Annotated in this window: 12 protein-coding genes; 2 read left to right on the forward strand and 10 right to left on the reverse strand. The window is 43.0% G+C overall.

Features of this window, described 5'->3' with window-relative positions; translation table 11 throughout:
* Positions 1–174 precede the first annotated feature (174 nt).
* Positions 175–603 carry an Hsp20/alpha crystallin family protein gene (locus tag DXB58_RS10195; protein ID WP_004300008.1) on the forward strand — a complete coding sequence of 143 codons (429 nt, stop codon included), beginning with the start codon at positions 175–177 and terminating at the stop codon, positions 601–603.
* A gap of 97 nt (positions 604–700) precedes the next feature.
* Here the strand turns inward: DXB58_RS10195 and DXB58_RS10200 are convergent, their stop codons facing one another.
* The 5 genes from DXB58_RS10200 to DXB58_RS10220 all read right to left on the reverse strand — a co-directional run bounded on the left by DXB58_RS10200 (position 701) and on the right by DXB58_RS10220 (position 6682).
* Entirely contained in the window at positions 701–1816 is a 1116-nt protein-coding gene (locus DXB58_RS10200; protein ID WP_004303641.1) for an ABC transporter permease, read from the reverse strand.
* Between the two features lie 77 nt (positions 1817–1893).
* Positions 1894–2997 (reverse strand): ABC transporter permease, encoded by a 1104-nt coding sequence (locus DXB58_RS10205; protein WP_004300010.1) that lies wholly within the window; start codon positions 2995–2997, stop codon positions 1894–1896.
* Positions 2998–2999: 2 nt separating this feature from the next.
* Positions 3000–4469 carry an ATP-binding cassette domain-containing protein gene (locus DXB58_RS10210; RefSeq protein ID WP_122136687.1) on the reverse strand — a complete coding sequence of 490 codons (1470 nt, stop codon included), beginning with the start codon at positions 4467–4469 and terminating at the stop codon, positions 3000–3002.
* A gap of 31 nt (positions 4470–4500) precedes the next feature.
* Positions 4501–5406 carry an HlyD family secretion protein gene (locus DXB58_RS10215; protein WP_004303643.1) on the reverse strand — a complete coding sequence of 302 codons (906 nt, stop codon included), beginning with the start codon at positions 5404–5406 and terminating at the stop codon, positions 4501–4503.
* Positions 5407–5422: 16 nt separating this feature from the next.
* Complete coding sequence (locus DXB58_RS10220) at positions 5423–6682, reverse strand: TolC family protein (protein WP_004325719.1); 1260 nt, start codon at positions 6680–6682, stop codon at positions 5423–5425.
* Between the two features lie 161 nt (positions 6683–6843).
* Here DXB58_RS10220 and DXB58_RS10225 point away from each other — a divergent pair, with 161 nt between their 5' ends.
* A complete protein-coding gene (locus DXB58_RS10225) occupies positions 6844–7740 on the forward strand; it encodes a helix-turn-helix domain-containing protein (RefSeq protein WP_004325718.1) in 897 nt (298 codons plus the stop codon).
* Positions 7741–7743: 3 nt separating this feature from the next.
* On the opposite strand, the gene DXB58_RS10230 is transcribed toward DXB58_RS10225, so the two are convergent.
* From DXB58_RS10230 to DXB58_RS10250, 5 genes are all read right to left on the reverse strand, one after another.
* Complete coding sequence (locus DXB58_RS10230; protein ID WP_004325717.1) at positions 7744–8790, reverse strand: mannose-1-phosphate guanylyltransferase; 1047 nt, start codon at positions 8788–8790, stop codon at positions 7744–7746.
* Between the two features lie 173 nt (positions 8791–8963).
* Positions 8964–9365, reverse strand: a complete 402-nt coding sequence (locus DXB58_RS10235) for a hypothetical protein (RefSeq protein ID WP_229128424.1) — start codon at positions 9363–9365, stop codon at positions 8964–8966.
* Between the two features lie 43 nt (positions 9366–9408).
* On the reverse strand, positions 9409–12636 hold the full coding sequence (carB, locus tag DXB58_RS10240; protein ID WP_122136688.1) for a carbamoyl-phosphate synthase (glutamine-hydrolyzing) large subunit: 3228 nt from the start codon (positions 12634–12636) through the stop codon (positions 9409–9411).
* A 2-nt stretch (positions 12637–12638) separates the two neighbouring features.
* Positions 12639–13784, reverse strand: coding sequence for a glutamine-hydrolyzing carbamoyl-phosphate synthase small subunit (gene carA / locus DXB58_RS10245; protein WP_122136689.1), 1146 nt, complete (start codon positions 13782–13784; stop codon positions 12639–12641).
* Positions 13785–13811: 27 nt separating this feature from the next.
* Positions 13812–15695 (reverse strand): amidophosphoribosyltransferase, encoded by a 1884-nt coding sequence (locus DXB58_RS10250; protein WP_004325714.1) that lies wholly within the window; start codon positions 15693–15695, stop codon positions 13812–13814.
* Position 15696 lies beyond the last annotated feature (1 nt).

The raw sequence follows: 15696 nt of genomic DNA on the forward strand, positions 1-15696 counted from the left end.
ATAGACAATTTTAGTCTCTAAAATCTCTTGGCATAAGGTTTGCATTTATAGAAGCGAACAACGGTTCGAGAGCGGACGATGGAAGGCGGGATAACCGATACCATCGGAAGTGAAAATGCCGAAGTTCTAAATTTATTAATTGAATGTTTAACTTAAAGATAGGAGACTAAAATTATGATGCCTGTTAGAAGAACTCAAAGTTGGTTACCAAGTATCTTTAATGATTTCTTTGATAACGATTGGATGGTAAAAGCAAATGCTACTGCACCTGCAATTAATGTTTTGGAAACAGAAAAAGAGTACAAAGTGGAATTGGCTGCTCCTGGTATGACGAAGGATGATTTCAATGTTCGCATTGATGAAGACAACAACCTCGTTATCAGCATGGAGAAGAAGACTGAAAACAAGGAGGAAAAGAAAGACGGTCGCTATCTGCGTCGCGAATTCTCATACTCTAAGTTCCAGCAAACAATGATTCTACCGGACAATGTGGACAAAGAAAAAATTGCTGCATCCGTAGAACATGGTGTTTTAAACATCGAACTTCCGAAACTCTCTGAAGAAGAAGTGAAGAAGCCCAATCGGCAAATCGAAATAAAGTAATACGGTAACCACTTGCTGTTCACCGGAAACGGTGATAAGAAGTAATCAAACAGCTCTTTCCCTGAAAAGGAAACGAGCTGTTTTTATATTATTATCCTTAGTTATTCTTCCGATAACTAATCACTGCCCAACTATTAAACACTACTGCAAAAAACAACAATACTCCAAACTGTGGCAGTAAATCAAAGAAACCACTCCCCTTTAAATACACCATTCGCATCACTTCCATAAAATACCTCAAAGGATTGAGCCTGGTAATTAGTTGAGCCCATTCCGGCATACTGCTAATGGGAGTAAACAAACCACTCATCAAAATTACAACCAACAAACAGAACCACATAACAAACATAGACTGTTGCATCGTTGCCGAGTAGTTGGAAATAACAAGTCCGAAACCGGACATTACCAGAACGAAAAGAACTGCGAAAAAGTAAATCAATAGAAAATGACCGACCGGCACTATGCCATAAATTAACCAAGCTAATATGAAACATACAGTCAGCACCACAAAACCAATCAACCAGTAAGGCAAGAGCTTTGCCAAAATAAAGATAAACTTCGGAACCGGCGTCACATTGATTTGCTCAATCGTTCCTACTTCCTTCTCGCTAACTATATTCAATGCAGGCAAGAAACCACAAATCAAAGTTAATAACATGACCATCAATGCCGGAATCATATAGAGTTTATAGTTCAGATTCGGATTAAACAACCCCTGTGTATCAATACCTATCGAAGGGAAAGCACCGGAGACTGTAGCAGTTGCAGGATATTCCGAACGCAGCTCGGCTGCATAATCATTAATAATAGAAGATAGATAAGAACTCCCCAGCCCTCCTTTTGTCCCATTCACAGCATTGGCTGCTATTAGTATGTGGGTATCTTCTCCATTCATCCAATCCCGTTCCAGATGCCGCGGAATTTCCATCACAATATCCGCCGTTCCAATTTCAATATTCCGTAGGCCTTCTTCATACGAAGCCGGCACTTCCACCAGACGGAAATAGGTAGAGGCGGCAATCTTATTGACTAAACGTTGTGAAATAGCCGAATGGTCATTATCCACAATATTCAGCTGTATATTCTTGATTTCCAGGTTTACCGCCCAAGGCATCAACAGCATAATCATGCATGGAAATACAAGAATCAATTTCGGAAGAAACGAATTGCGAAGCAATTGTTTAAACTCTTTTTCTATCAGGAACTTTATCATAAATAATTCTTCCATTTATCAATCTGCCCATTAGCACACTGTATAGTATTCATACAGCCAATTGGCATATCGACATATTATTCCAATCTATACTTAAATTTCTTGATACTGATCGTAATAAGTACCGTCGCCATCAATAACAAGATACCAATCTCTTTATACACCAATGCAACTGGTACTCCTTCAATCATCAGTTTACGCACAGCCTGTATATACCAACGTGCCGGAAGTATATCCGAGATCCATTGAAGTATCACCGGCATACTCTCTATAGGGAAAATCATGCCCGATAAAAGCATTGTGGGCATCATCAGCATCAATCCGGAAACCAGCATGGCCGCAACCTGTGTACGTGTGACTGATGAAATCAATAAGCCCAATGCCAATGATACGAAGATAAACAGCAAAGATACCGTGATTAACCAGAACAAACTTCCTACCACCGGAACATCCAACACAAAGACCGAAAGCAAAAGGATCGTTATCAGATTGACGAACGACAGCACAAAATAAGGTACAGCCTTTGCCAAAATAATAAATAGCGGCTTCACAGGTGAAACCAATAATACTTCCATCGTGCCTGTTTCTTTCTCACGAACAATGGAAATCGAGGTCATCATGGCGCAAATCAGCATCAGGATCAAGCCCATCACTCCCGGAACAAAGTTATAAGCACTCTTCATCTGCGGGTTGTAGAGCAATTTGATATCAGGAGTCAGGCGGGCAGCCGACATATTCGGGGGAATCATCTCCTGGCCTACCATAGAAACGATTCCTGTCGCATAATTAACTTGCGAAGTCGACATATTGGGATCTGTTGCATCTACTATCAGCTGTACACGAGCATCACCCGTATAGAGATCATCCGCAAACCGTTCGCTAAAGACAATCGCCATATCAACTTCATTCTTTAGGAAAGCAGCTTCCATTTCCTGGGGCGAATGAAAACGTGCAGTAACGGTGAAATACTCACTGGCATCCAAACGATCAATTATTTTTCGCGTTACCACATCATTAGAAGGATCGAGCACCGCCAACCGAACATTCTTCACTTCCGTGCTGATAGCAAAACCGAATAGAATAATTTGCACGACAGGCATCCCCAACAAAATCAGCATGGTTCGCCGGTCACGGAAAATATGATAAAACTCTTTCTTTATAAAAGCTATAAACTGTCTCATAATCAATCTGCTTTGCGCACCGCACCGCGGGCTAATTTCTGAAAAACGTCATCCATCGTTTCCGCACTGAATTGTTGTTTCAGACGGGCAGGTGTATCAAGTGCTTTTATCTGACCGTCCACCATGATAGATATCCGGTTGCAATATTCTGCTTCATCCATATAATGGGTAGTGACAAACACGGTAACACCCTGATCGGCTGCCTGATAGATCAATTCCCAGAACTGTCTTCTCGTAGCAGGATCTACTCCACCGGTCGGCTCATCCAGAAAAACGATTCTCGGTTCATGGAATATTGATACTGAAAAAGCCAATTTCTGTTTCCATCCCACCGGAAGGCTCTTCACCAGAGTATCCCGTTCGGCAGTAAGCTCCAAACGATCCAACAATTCTTCCGTCTTCCGTTCTATGTCTTGTTCCTTCATGCCATAAATTCCGGCAAACAGACGGATATTCTCCCACACTTTCAGGTCTTCATATAGCGAAAACTTTTGGCTCATATATCCGATATGTTTCTTAACTTGTTCGGCCTCCCGGTAAATATCATATCCTGCCACCTTTCCGATGCCTGATGTCGGTTTACTTAATCCGCAAAGCATACGCATAGCTGTCGTCTTTCCTGCTCCATTAGCACCCAGAAAGCCAAATATCTCGCCTCGGTTCACCTGAAAGGAGATATGATCTACTGCAGTAAAATCTCCAAAACACTTTGTCAACTGTTCCACTTCAATGACCGGAGCTACTTCATGCTTCACTTCCTCCCGCTCCAAAGAAGGAGGGCAAAGAATAGACGCAAATTGATGAAGAATACGTTCCGGGGTATCAATGCCATGAATCTGTCCATGATTGATGAAAGCAATCCGGTCACATTGCCGGGCCTCATCCATGATGGGAGTAGAAACAACAATGGTAATACCCTGTTCCCGTAAGTTTCGGAGCATTTGCCAGAATTCCTTACGCGACACGGGGTCTACTCCGGTAGTGGGTTCATCCAGAAATAAAATATCCGGTTTATGAATCAAAGCGCAGCTCAATGCCAGTTTCTGCTTCATACCACCTGACAAAGCCCCTGCCCTTCTTTTCCTGAACGGTTCTATCTGTTGGTAGATATCTTTAATTAAATCATAATTCTCCTGAACTGTCGTATGGAACACGGTAGCAAAAAACTCCAGATTCTCTTCTACCGAAAGATCCTGGTAAAGTGAAAAACGACCGGGCATATATCCCACTTTCGTACGAATCTGTTTATAATCCGTTACCACATCCAGCCCGGCAACCATGGCCGTTCCTTTATCCGCCAGCAACAAAGTAGTCAGAATACGGAATAAGGAACTCTTACCGGCACCATCAGGCCCTATCAGACCAAAGATTTCTCCTCGTTCCACAACGAAAGAAACGTCTTTCAGCGCCTCCACTGTTCCATAGTTCTTGCCGACTTCTTTCACAACCACTATGGGTTCTCCCTTTGCCATTCCCTTGCGTTTAATTTTTAATCTTCAATTTTTAATTTTTCAATGTCACTCCTCCGTACATACCAATCTTCAATGCTCCGTCATTCTTCACGGCAATTTTCACTGCATATACCAAATTAGCACGTTCGTTTTTCGTCAAAATCGTTTTGGGAGTGAACTCCGAACGGTCGGAAATCCATGTCACTACCCCCGGATAAGCTTTCTGCTCCGAGTTTCCATAATCAGCATACACAGTTACCTCATCTCCCAGTTTCACTTGCGACAACTGTTCGGAGGTGATGTAAGCCCTCAAATACATGCGATCCACTTCAGCCACTTTAAACAGCGGTTTACCTATCGCCGCCAATTCACCGGCTTCTGCATATTTTGCCAATACTGTACCTTCGATAGGCGACTGGACATGACATTTAGCTAACTGATCCTCCATCTGTGCAACCTGTATGGCAACCGAATTTCCTTGTTCTATCAGGCTATTTGTACTATTCTGCAATGATGATTCCTGTGCGACAAGCTGCCTTTCAAGCAATTTGACTTGTGCATCCCAGTCGTCCAACTGTTTCTGATTCGCCGCTCCAGCAGCAAGCAGGTTTTCCACGCGTTTCTTTTCACGTTCAGCTGTTGCTATTTGCTGTTTGGTAGCAGCTATCTGTTTAGCAAGATCCGGACGTTGGCTTTCCACAGATTTCATACTGGCCTCCAGTTGTAATTTCTTCAAATACAATTGCACCGTATCCACCAGTCCAATCTCCTCACCTGCTTTCAGTCTTGTCCCCTCTTCTACCTCCAGTCGCAACAACTTTCCGGCAGCTTCGGCAGAGACTATCACTTCTGTGGCTTCAAACGTGCCGGTTGCATCATAGCTGGGTATTCCCTTACCACAAGCAGCCAACATTATCAATGCCACTCCAACCATTCCTATCTTTGTCATTCGTTCCATATCTAAAGAAGTTATATTAATCATTCGTAGTATATTTCAATTGATAAATTCCCATTAACCGTTGAATTTCATGCAGCGCTTTCGACTGACGTGCCAAACTCTCATTGGTCAATTCCCGAAGCATCTCGGTCACCGTCAATGTTCCATTCGCCACTTTGGCCTCTGCCGATTTGCGAATATTGGTACGCAAACGGATAATCTCATCATCATCCTGCATTTGCTTTTCCAATGATTGGATGGCCTGATCTTGTTGTGTCATCTCCAATCTTGTATTAAACAGAAACACATCCCGGTTATTATCCAATTGCCGGCGTTTATTTTCAATTACCTTCCGGTCATTCTTCAAGGTATACAAACTACCAAAATTCCATGAAAGGCGAACACCCGCAATATAGTAGGGAGAAAATTCATTTTTCAGCATATTCAATCCGGGGTTTCCATAAGCTCCCTGCACGAATAATCCGAACTGTGGAAGATGACGCACATTCAAAGCTTTCTCCTGTACTTGCAATCCTACTCCTTGCGCATTGAACAAAGATAATTCCGGACGACGAATCTCACCGACAGCCGAAATGTCATCTTGAGGAACAGGTTTCTCCAAAACCGTTTCCTGCGACAATTTCTCTCCTACCAAAAGTGAAAGCATCTTCAAATACGCCATACGCGATGAAACCAGTTCAACTCTTTTCTGCTTTGTGTTCAACTGCTCCACTTTCACAGCATCCAAATCGGCCTGATTGGCAATGCCATTTTCTACGTAAGCAGTAATCTGGCGATAATTTCTCTCCAGTTCATCTTGCAACAATGCATTCTGTTTCAGTTGCTCGTCCAACAAAAGAATCCCAAAATAAAGGTCATTTACACGACTATTTAGCGCATACATATCCACATTCAGTTTTTCTTTCTCTATCTCCGCTTCCGCAGTCGTTTGTTTCTTCTGCATCCGGATTCCTCCACCATCCCAGATTTTCTGTTGTAACTCCAACATCACCTGATACTGATCTTTCGGCACTCCTTTCAAATCCACTCCGGGAAGCTTCACCGGAATTTCCGTTACCTCACTCTGATAAGAAGCTTTAGCCGAAAGGGCAAACTGTGGCAAATATCCTTTTGCCGCATTCTCAAGATTATATTCCTTTGTTTTCTCCACCAAGCCATACTGATGTACCAACGGATAATTTTCCTGCGTCTTCCGTTGACATTCTTCCAACGTTATCTGCGCATTTATTCCCGATACAAACAATAAAAAGGAGAAACTGAAAACCATTCTTTTCATACACATCATTTCTTTAATTTCTTCAAAAGACAAAGATAGAGGTTTCAAAGATACGTTCACATTCCGATAGTTAGTAAAAATGTTCCAATAGTTCGATAAAGAGAAAGAATAAAAGGCTATTTGCTGATTTTTATTATCTTTGGCGGAAAAAACAGATAAAGATGGAAAAGAAAATACCATTAAATATAGGTCTCGAAATCTTAGAAAATCCGGATATCGTCCGATTTAACGAATTTCGTTTCATATCTCCGCATTTCGGATTCGTAAACAGCTTCGCCAAAATAGAATCCAATCTTATCACAATAGATCAACCTTATCGTATCAAAGAGGGACGTATCGCAGTTATCAAACAGGGATATGCACGCGTATTAATCAACCTGATAGAAGAAACTTTTCAGCCGGACAAGCTACTATTAATTGTTCCGAATTCCATTCTTCAGATTATAGAAGTCTCTCCGGATTTTGATATGCAGATGGTAGGCATGGACGCAGAATTTCTTTCTATAGCCGGAAAAGACAATTTCTTCACTCATCTTTCACAGTTACAGAAAAACCTCATATTATCTCTGACCTCACATGAATACGGCTTGTTTAAGAGCTACTTTGCTTTAATATGGAATATATTACAAGAACCAACGTTCCGACGGGAAGCTATTCAATATCTACTAATCAGTCTTTTGTGCAATATAGAGTATCTTGTCAAAAACAACAATCAAAAAGAACAGAGTTGTCAGACACATCAGGAAGAGATTTTCCAGCGTTTCATTTCTTTAGTCAATGCTTATAGTAAGAGAGAACGTAATGTTAGTTTTTATGCGGATAAGCTATGTCTCACTCCTCGTTATCTTAATACTATCATCCGCCAAACCAGTCAACAAACAGTAATGGACTGGATAAACCAGTCCATTATATTAGAAGCTAAAGTATTGCTAAAACATAGCAATCTGCTTGTTTATCAAATTTCTGATGAGTTGAACTTCCCTAATCCTTCTTTTTTCTCGAAGTTCTTTAAGCGAATGACAGGAATGACACCACATGAATATCAATTCTCGAAATAAAATTTATTTCGAGAATTCCTTAATTCTTTGCTCTTCTTCCAATTTGCAGATCAATAATGTGTTATCTTTCTCTGCAATGATATATCCATCCAAGCCTTGAATGACTACTCGTTTTTCTTCGCTGGCATGCACAATACAATTTTTGCTTTCGTACAAACGGATATCGGTTCCTACGGTTGCATTTCCAGACTTATCCTGTGGAAGCAAACCGCGAAGTGCTCCCCATGTACCCAGATCTGACCAGCCAAAAGAAGCGGGAAGTACATAAATCTCCTGTGCTTTCTCCATCACTGCATAGTCGATAGAAATGCTTTCGCAAGTAGGGAATAACTTCTTGATTGTTTCATTTTCTTTCTCTGTATAGAAATCGGGGAAAATGCGATCGAAAATTTGTGCGATGCCCGGAGCATATACACGCATCACGGAAGTAATAGTACGCACATTCCATACAAAGATTCCCGCATTCCAGAAGAAATTGCCTTCTGCCAGATACTTTTCGGCAGTCTCTTTATCCGGTTTTTCCTTAAATGCATCTACGGTGTAAATTTCTTTATCTGTCTGGAGCTGATCGGCAGCAGCAATATATCCGTATCCGGTTTCCGGACGAGTTGGCCGGATACCTATCGTTACAATGGCGCTGCCATCATCTGTGAAACGAAGGGCTTTCTCCATCACTCTACGGAATTCTCCCGTATCAATGACTAATGCATCCGAAGGAGTTACTACAATGTTAGCATTCGGATGTTTTTTCTTGATCTTCCAGCAAGCAAAAGCAATGCAGGGCGCAGTATTGCGCGCACAAGGCTCCGCCAAAATATTACTTTCCGGAATTTCCGGCAACTGCTCCCGAACAATATCAATGTATTTTTCAGAAGTTACGACCCACATATTTTCCCTAGGGCAAACACCGTCGAAACGGTCTGCCGTCAACTGAATCAGCGACCGGCCACATCCCATTACATCAATAAATTGTTTAGGACATTCCGGAGTGCTCATCGGCCAAAAGCGGCTCCCTATGCCACCAGCCATTATTACAACATGATTATCCATACCTGTTATTCTCCTGTTAAAAAAATATTCTTTGAAATAGGTGTGCAAGGTACTTCAAAATGTCGAAATCTACAAGAAAAACAGAACACTTTTGTCATAATTCGGTAGAATCTAGCATCCTGGCAGCCCCCTCTTCCACTTTTGTCTGCCTTCCTCTGCTTTTCTGATTCACATTACTTCTCCGGTTTCCAACTGAAATGCAGGCTTTCGGTTCGTGCCTTCATTGCTAATATTCGCAATTCTTCCACTTTTTGAGGATTCTCTTTCAATAAATCATGTTGCTCCCCTATGTCATCCGGAAGATAATATAACTCTTCTTTCAACTTTTCCGATTTCGACATATTTAATCGAACCAGTTTCCACCCATCTTTCAGAATCGACTGCTTTCCTCCCTGTTCATAAAACTCATAGTATATATATTCATGGCTACGAGATACTTCACCGTTTCCTGTCAACAAAGGCAAATAAGAGATACCATCAATCCCTTTCACCATATCAGCTCCGACAAGTTCGGTTACAGTCCTACAACAACAAAGGCCGCTCCCGAATAACAGGAACGGCCTTACCATTTTCATTTCAATGTGATGTCAGCCTCTTTTCAAAAAGATGACATTCTGCTTATTTATACTCTGCCCAGCTCTTGATGGCTATATCATCCACACTCATCGTACAGAAGGCATTGATAAATGCACTAGCCAGACGGGCATTCGTAATCAACGGTATATTCAAGTCAATGGCAGCACGACGGATTTTATACCCATTACTTAATTCTCCGGCTGTCAGATTCTTCGGGATATTGACTACCATGTCGATCTCCTTGCGATGAAGCATCTCCAATGCTTGCGGATGTCCCTCCTCACTCGGCCAATAGACATGAGTACTTTCAATTCCATTCTCTGCAAGCGTTTTGTGTGTACCACCCGTTGCAAAGAGTTTGTATCCCTTATTCACCAACATACGGGCCGCATCCATCATATCGGCTTTCTGTTTCATTGTTCCCGTAGACAGCAGGATATTCTTCTTCGGAATACGATAGCCCACGGAAAGCATCGCTTTGAGTACGGCACAGGAAGTATCCATTCCGATACAACCCACTTCACCGGTAGAAGCCATATCTACTCCCAACACCGGATCAGCCTTCTGCAAGCGGTTGAAAGAGAATTGGGAAGCCTTGATTCCCACATAATCCAGTTCGAAGAGATTTTTTTCCGGTTTCTCCACAGGCAGACCGAGCATCACTTTCGTTGCCAGCTCGATAAAGTTGATCTTCAACACTTTGCTGACAAACGGGAAAGAACGACTGGCACGCAGATTACATTCAATCACCTTGATATCGTTGTCTTTCGCCAGATACTGAATATTAAACGGACCGGAGATATTCAAAGCCTTAGCAATCTCACGGCTGATACGCTTAATACGGCGAACAGTTTCTACATACAGCTTTTGCGGCGGGAACTGGATTGTTGCATCGCCGGAATGTACTCCCGCAAATTCGATATGCTCACTTATAGCGTATGCTACAATTTCTCCATTCTGCGCCACCGCATCCATTTCCACTTCCTTGGCGTGTTCGATAAACTGGCTTACTACCACCGGATGTTTCTTCGATACATTAGCTGCCAGTTTCAAGAAACGTTCCAATTCTTCCTGGTTGGAACAAACATTCATCGCAGCTCCCGAAAGCACATAAGACGGACGAACAAGTACAGGGAAACCTACCTCTTCAACGAACTCCTGAATGTCATCCATAGAAGTTAATTCACGCCAACGGGGCTGATCCACACCGATACGGTCAAGCATGGCAGAGAATTTCTCACGATCTTCGGCATTATCAATACTCTTCGCACTCGTACCTAGAATATTGATCTTCTGTGCATCCAGACGCAAAGCAAGGTTATTTGGAATCTGACCGCCGGTAGATACAATTACCCCATGCGGATTCTCCAGTTCCAGAATATCCATCACACGTTCAAAAGTCAATTCATCAAAGTACAAACGGTCGCACATATCGTAATCCGTAGATACGGTTTCAGGATTATAGTTAATCATGACACTGCGCCATCCCTCTTTGCGAATGGTATTCAAAGCCTGTACGCCACACCAGTCGAATTCTACGGAAGAACCGATACGATAAGCACCGGAACCTAATACGACAATAGATTTATGGTCGCCCAGATAATGCACATCATTTGCTACACCGCTATAAGTAAGATACAGATAATTGGTTTGTGCCGGGTATTCGGCTGCCAGTGTATCAATCTGTTTCACTACCGGAAGAATGCCTGCCTCTTTACGGTGTTTGCGGATATAAAGAATCCCATCTTCCATATCCCCTTCGTAACCGATGGCACGGGCAATCTGGAAATCGGAGAAACCTTGAACCTTAGCTTTACGAAGCAATTCGTTCGGCAGATCGACAATCTGTTTGTGATTGTTTCCCCAACTATGCAGTTCTTCGGAAGTCTTCATAATATTCATTAACTTCTGCAAGAACCATTTATCAATCTTAGTCAATTCGTGCACCTGATCGATGGTGTAGCCAGCGCGAAACGCTTTCGAAATCACGAAAATACGTTTATCGGTCGGTTCGCGCAAGGCTTTATCAATGTCGGAAATAACCAATTCTTTGTTCTCCACAAAACCATGCATTCCCTGTCCGATCATACGAAGACCTTTCTGGATAGCTTCTTCAAAAGTGCGTCCGATAGCCATCACTTCACCCACAGATTTCATAGAAGAGCCCAACTCTTTATCTACACCGTGGAATTTACCTAAATCCCAACGAGGAATCTTACATACGACATAATCCAATGCCGGTTCGAAGAAAGCGGAAGTAGTCTTGGTTACAGAGTTCTTTAGGTCGAAGAGTCCATAACCCAATCCCAATTTGGCAGCAACGAAAGCCAGCGGATAACCGGTTGCCTTAGATGCTAAAGCCGACGAACGGGAAAGGCGGGCATTTACTTCGATCACCCGGTAATCTTCGGATTCGGGATCGAAGGCATATTGTACGTTACATTCACCCACGATACCGATATGGCGGATGATACGTATTGCCAATTCCCGAAGTTTATGATACTCTTTATTGGTAAGCGTCTGTGAAGGAGCAATAACGATAGACTCACCGGTATGAATACCCAGCGGATCGAAGTTTTCCATATTACAAACGGTGATACAGTTATCGAAGCGGTCACGTACCACTTCATATTCCACTTCTTTCCAGCCGCGTAGTGATTTCTCCACCAATACCTGTGGGGAGAAAGAGAATGCTTTTTCTACCAGCACATCCAGCTGTTGTTCATTATCACAGAAACCGGACCCCAAGCCTCCTAACGCATAAGCAGCACGAACAATCACCGGATAGCCCAGTTCTTTTGCTGCGCGACGTGCATCTTCCGCATTTTCTACGGCTTCACTCTTGATGGTTTTTACATTGATCTCATTCAATTTCTGAACAAAAAGTTCACGGTCCTCGGTATCCATAATGGCCTGTACCGGAGTACCCAGCACTTTTACATTATATTTTTCAAGAATACCTTCTTTATACAATGCTACTCCACAGTTCAGAGCCGTCTGACCACCGAACGCCAGCATAATACCTTCCGGTTTTTCTTTCTGGATCACTTTCTCTACGAAGTATGGAGTCACCGGAAGAAAGTAAATTTGATCTGCCACTCCTTCGGAAGTCTGCACCGTAGCAATATTCGGATTGATAAGAATGGTTTCAATCCCCTCTTCTTTCAAGGCTTTAAGTGCCTGTGAACCGGAATAGTCAAATTCACCAGCCTCACCGATTTTCAGGGCACCTGAACCTAATAGCAATACTTTCTTTATATTTTCTTTCATTGTTACAATAGTTTTACAAATTCGTCGAACAGGAATTCCGTATCCGTAGGTCCACTCGCAGCTTCCGGGTGGAATTGCGCAGAGAACCAGGGATTCTTTTTATGTTTGATTCCCTCGTTGGACCCATCGTTCATATTGATAAACAACGGTTCCCACTCTGCACTCAACGTATTATTGTCTACGGCATAACCATGATTTTGTGAAGTAATGAAACAACGTTCCGTACCTACCATACGCACCGGCTGATTGTGGCTACGATGTCCGTATTTCAATTTATAAATCTTGGCTCCGCCCGCTTTTGAAAGCAACTGGTTACCCATACAGATGCCGAAGATAGGCAGTTTCTCATTTACCATCGCCTTCCGTATATTCTGTACCGCAGCATCACAAGTATCCGGGTCACCCGGTCCGTTGGAGATAAACAACCCGTCAAATTCGAGTCCGCTATAATCATAATCCCAAGGTACACGGATCACTTCTACATTACGTTTCAGCAGACAACGAATAATATTTGTCTTTACACCGCAATCTACCAGGATAACCTTCTTAAATTGAGAATTGAAAGTTGAGAATTGAGAATTAAGCTGCGCATAGGAACTATTTACGGAGAAAGTTTGTGAAGTTCCGGCAGGAAAATAGCAAATAATCTCTTTGCAAGATACACGATCTACATAATTGACGCCTGCGTATACTGCTTCAGGCACATTATCCGGTTCATCATCGAAAACGATTTTTCCCATCATTACTCCATGTTCACGAAGAATCTTAGTCAGCTCGCGCGTATCAATGCCTGTGATACCGGGAATCTGCTCGCGTTTCAACCAGTCACCGAGACTTTCCACCGCATTCCAGTGGCTGTATTCATAAGAATAGTCACTTACGATAATCGCTTCCGCGTGGATTTTCTCACTTTCCATGAAAGTGGCAAGTCCATTCGGTTCGATGGTAAAAGGAGGAACACCGTAGTTGCCTACCAGAGGATAGGTAAGCGTCATCAACTGTCCGGCGTATGAAGGGTCAGTAAGGCTCTCCGGGTATCCGGTCATGGCAGTATTAAAAACTACTTCGCCTGCCACCGGCTTCTCGTAGCCAAACGACTTACCGGAAAACCGGCTCCCGTCGTCAAGGATTAATGTCACATTTCTCATTCTTATTATTGAATCGTTGTATGGTTGTTAGAATTGATACATTTGTTCTATATAGTCGATGAACGCCCGGTTCACCATTTTCACACCTCCCGGTGTAGGGTAGTTACCGCTAAAATACCAGTCGCCTTTATGACGCGGACAAGCCTCGTGCAATCCCTCCAACGGTTGATAGACAATTTCCACTTTCGCCTTTGTTCCCTTGGGAGTCAGCAGTTCCACCATCTTGCCAGAGATTTCCTCATCGGTGAACGGAGCATAGATATCCTTCACATAGTTTATCATCTGCTCTTTCGGCAGTCCCACCTGATCTTTCGATTTACGGTAGGCAGCCGCAATCACATCTTTCATATCCCGCTCCTTTAAAAGTTCGACAGCAGCTCGGAAAGCGATAAACTCACTCATCTTTGCCATATCGATACCGTAATAGTCAGGATAACGCACTTGCGGAGAAGAAGATACTATCACAATCTTCTTCGGACCGAGACGGTCGAGAATACCGATAATACTTTGTTTCAACGTAGTACCACGCACAATGCTGTCGTCAATAATCACCAGATTATCAACACCGGGTACCAGACTTCCGTATGTAATGTCATACACATGGGCTGCCAGATCATTACGACTGTTTCCTTCGGCAATAAACGTACGGAGTTTGATATCCTTGATCGCCACCTTTTCGCTACGGATGCGGCGGGAAAGAATGACTTCCAGTTCCTCCATATCCGGATGATGCCCTAATGCAGCAATTTGCTGCACTTTCTCCTCATTCAAGTAATCGTCCAGTCCCTGCAACATTCCGTAGAAAGCCACCTCCGCAGTATTGGGAATAAAAGAAAAAACCGTATGATCGATGTCATTATTGATAGCTTTCAATATTCTCGGAACCAACTTTTCACCCAACCGTTTCCTTTCCTTATAAATATCGACATCACTCCCACGGGAGAAATAGATACGTTCGAAAGAACAGGCATGATTTTCGCGCGGCTTGTTAATTTGCGAAGTACGGATTTTACCTTCTTTGCTGATTAACAATGCTTGCCCCGGTTGCAATTCTTTGATTTCCTCAAACGGAACATTCAAAGCAGTCTGGATCACCGGACGTTCGGAAGCAAGAACAGCTATCTCATCATCCTGATACCAGAATGCAGGCCGGATTCCCCACGGGTCGCGGATGGCGAAGGACTCGCCGCTCCCGGTCAATCCGCAGATCACGTATCCCCCATCCCATTCGCGGCTGGAAGTGCGCAACACGTTTGCCAAATCAATATATTCTTCTATATAATGAGTGATTCCCATGCCCGTAAGCCCCTCGGCTTCGGCAAGATTGAATACACGCTCCACTTCACGGTCAAGACGGTGTCCCACCTGCTCCAACATGATATATGTATCGGCATATTTACGCGGATGCTGACCAATGGCAGTGATACGGGCAAATATCTCGTCCACATTTGTCATATTGAAATTTCCGCAGAGGGCCAGATTCTTGGCACGCCAGTTATTTCTTCTTAAAAATGGATGCACATAAGAGATTCCGGATTTTCCCGTAGTAGAATAACGAAGATGTCCCATATATATTTCACCGGCAAAAGGTAAAGTTCGTTTGGCATACTCTGCATCGTGCAACTGTTCGGGAGTGAGATCCTTAAAATTATTTTGAATATTTTCAAAGATTTCCGTAATGGCTCCGGAACCTAAAGCGCGTTCACGAAACATATATTCTTCACCCGGATTTGCTTCCAGTTTCACACATGCCAGTCCCGCACCTTCCTGTCCACGATTATGCTGCTTCTCCATCAACAGGTAGAGTTTATTAAGACCATACATCCATGTCCCGTACTTTTTCTCGTAATACTCTAACGGTTTGAGCAAGCGTATCATGGCAACGCCACATTCATGTTTCAATTGTTCCATC

The sequence above is a fragment of the Bacteroides sp. OM05-10AA genome (genome assembly GCF_003439055.1).
In the GTDB taxonomy this organism is placed as follows: Bacteria; Bacteroidota; Bacteroidia; order Bacteroidales; family Bacteroidaceae; genus Bacteroides; species Bacteroides intestinigallinarum.

What these genes read in the sequence shown, in the direction of transcription:
- DXB58_RS10215 (WP_004303643.1), bottom strand. Translation starts at nt 5,406, where the DNA reads ATGGAACGAATGACAAAGATAGGAATGGTTGGAGTGGCATTGATAATG.
- DXB58_RS10195 (WP_004300008.1), top strand. Translation starts at nt 175, where the DNA reads ATGATGCCTGTTAGAAGAACTCAAAGTTGGTTACCAAGTATCTTTAAT.
- DXB58_RS10220 (WP_004325719.1), bottom strand. Translation starts at nt 6,682, where the DNA reads ATGAAAAGAATGGTTTTCAGTTTCTCCTTTTTATTGTTTGTATCGGGA.
- carB (WP_122136688.1), bottom strand. Translation starts at nt 12,636, where the DNA reads ATGAAAGAAAATATAAAGAAAGTATTGCTATTAGGTTCAGGTGCCCTG.
- DXB58_RS10225 (WP_004325718.1), top strand. Translation starts at nt 6,844, where the DNA reads ATGGAAAAGAAAATACCATTAAATATAGGTCTCGAAATCTTAGAAAAT.
- DXB58_RS10235 (WP_229128424.1), bottom strand. Translation starts at nt 9,365, where the DNA reads ATGAAAATGGTAAGGCCGTTCCTGTTATTCGGGAGCGGCCTTTGTTGT.
- DXB58_RS10250 (WP_004325714.1), bottom strand. Translation starts at nt 15,695, where the DNA reads ATGGAACAATTGAAACATGAATGTGGCGTTGCCATGATACGCTTGCTC.
- carA (WP_122136689.1), bottom strand. Translation starts at nt 13,784, where the DNA reads ATGAGAAATGTGACATTAATCCTTGACGACGGGAGCCGGTTTTCCGGT.
- DXB58_RS10210 (WP_122136687.1), bottom strand. Translation starts at nt 4,469, where the DNA reads ATGGCAAAGGGAGAACCCATAGTGGTTGTGAAAGAAGTCGGCAAGAAC.
- DXB58_RS10230 (WP_004325717.1), bottom strand. Translation starts at nt 8,790, where the DNA reads ATGGATAATCATGTTGTAATAATGGCTGGTGGCATAGGGAGCCGCTTT.
- DXB58_RS10205 (WP_004300010.1), bottom strand. Translation starts at nt 2,997, where the DNA reads ATGAGACAGTTTATAGCTTTTATAAAGAAAGAGTTTTATCATATTTTC.
- DXB58_RS10200 (WP_004303641.1), bottom strand. Translation starts at nt 1,816, where the DNA reads ATGATAAAGTTCCTGATAGAAAAAGAGTTTAAACAATTGCTTCGCAAT.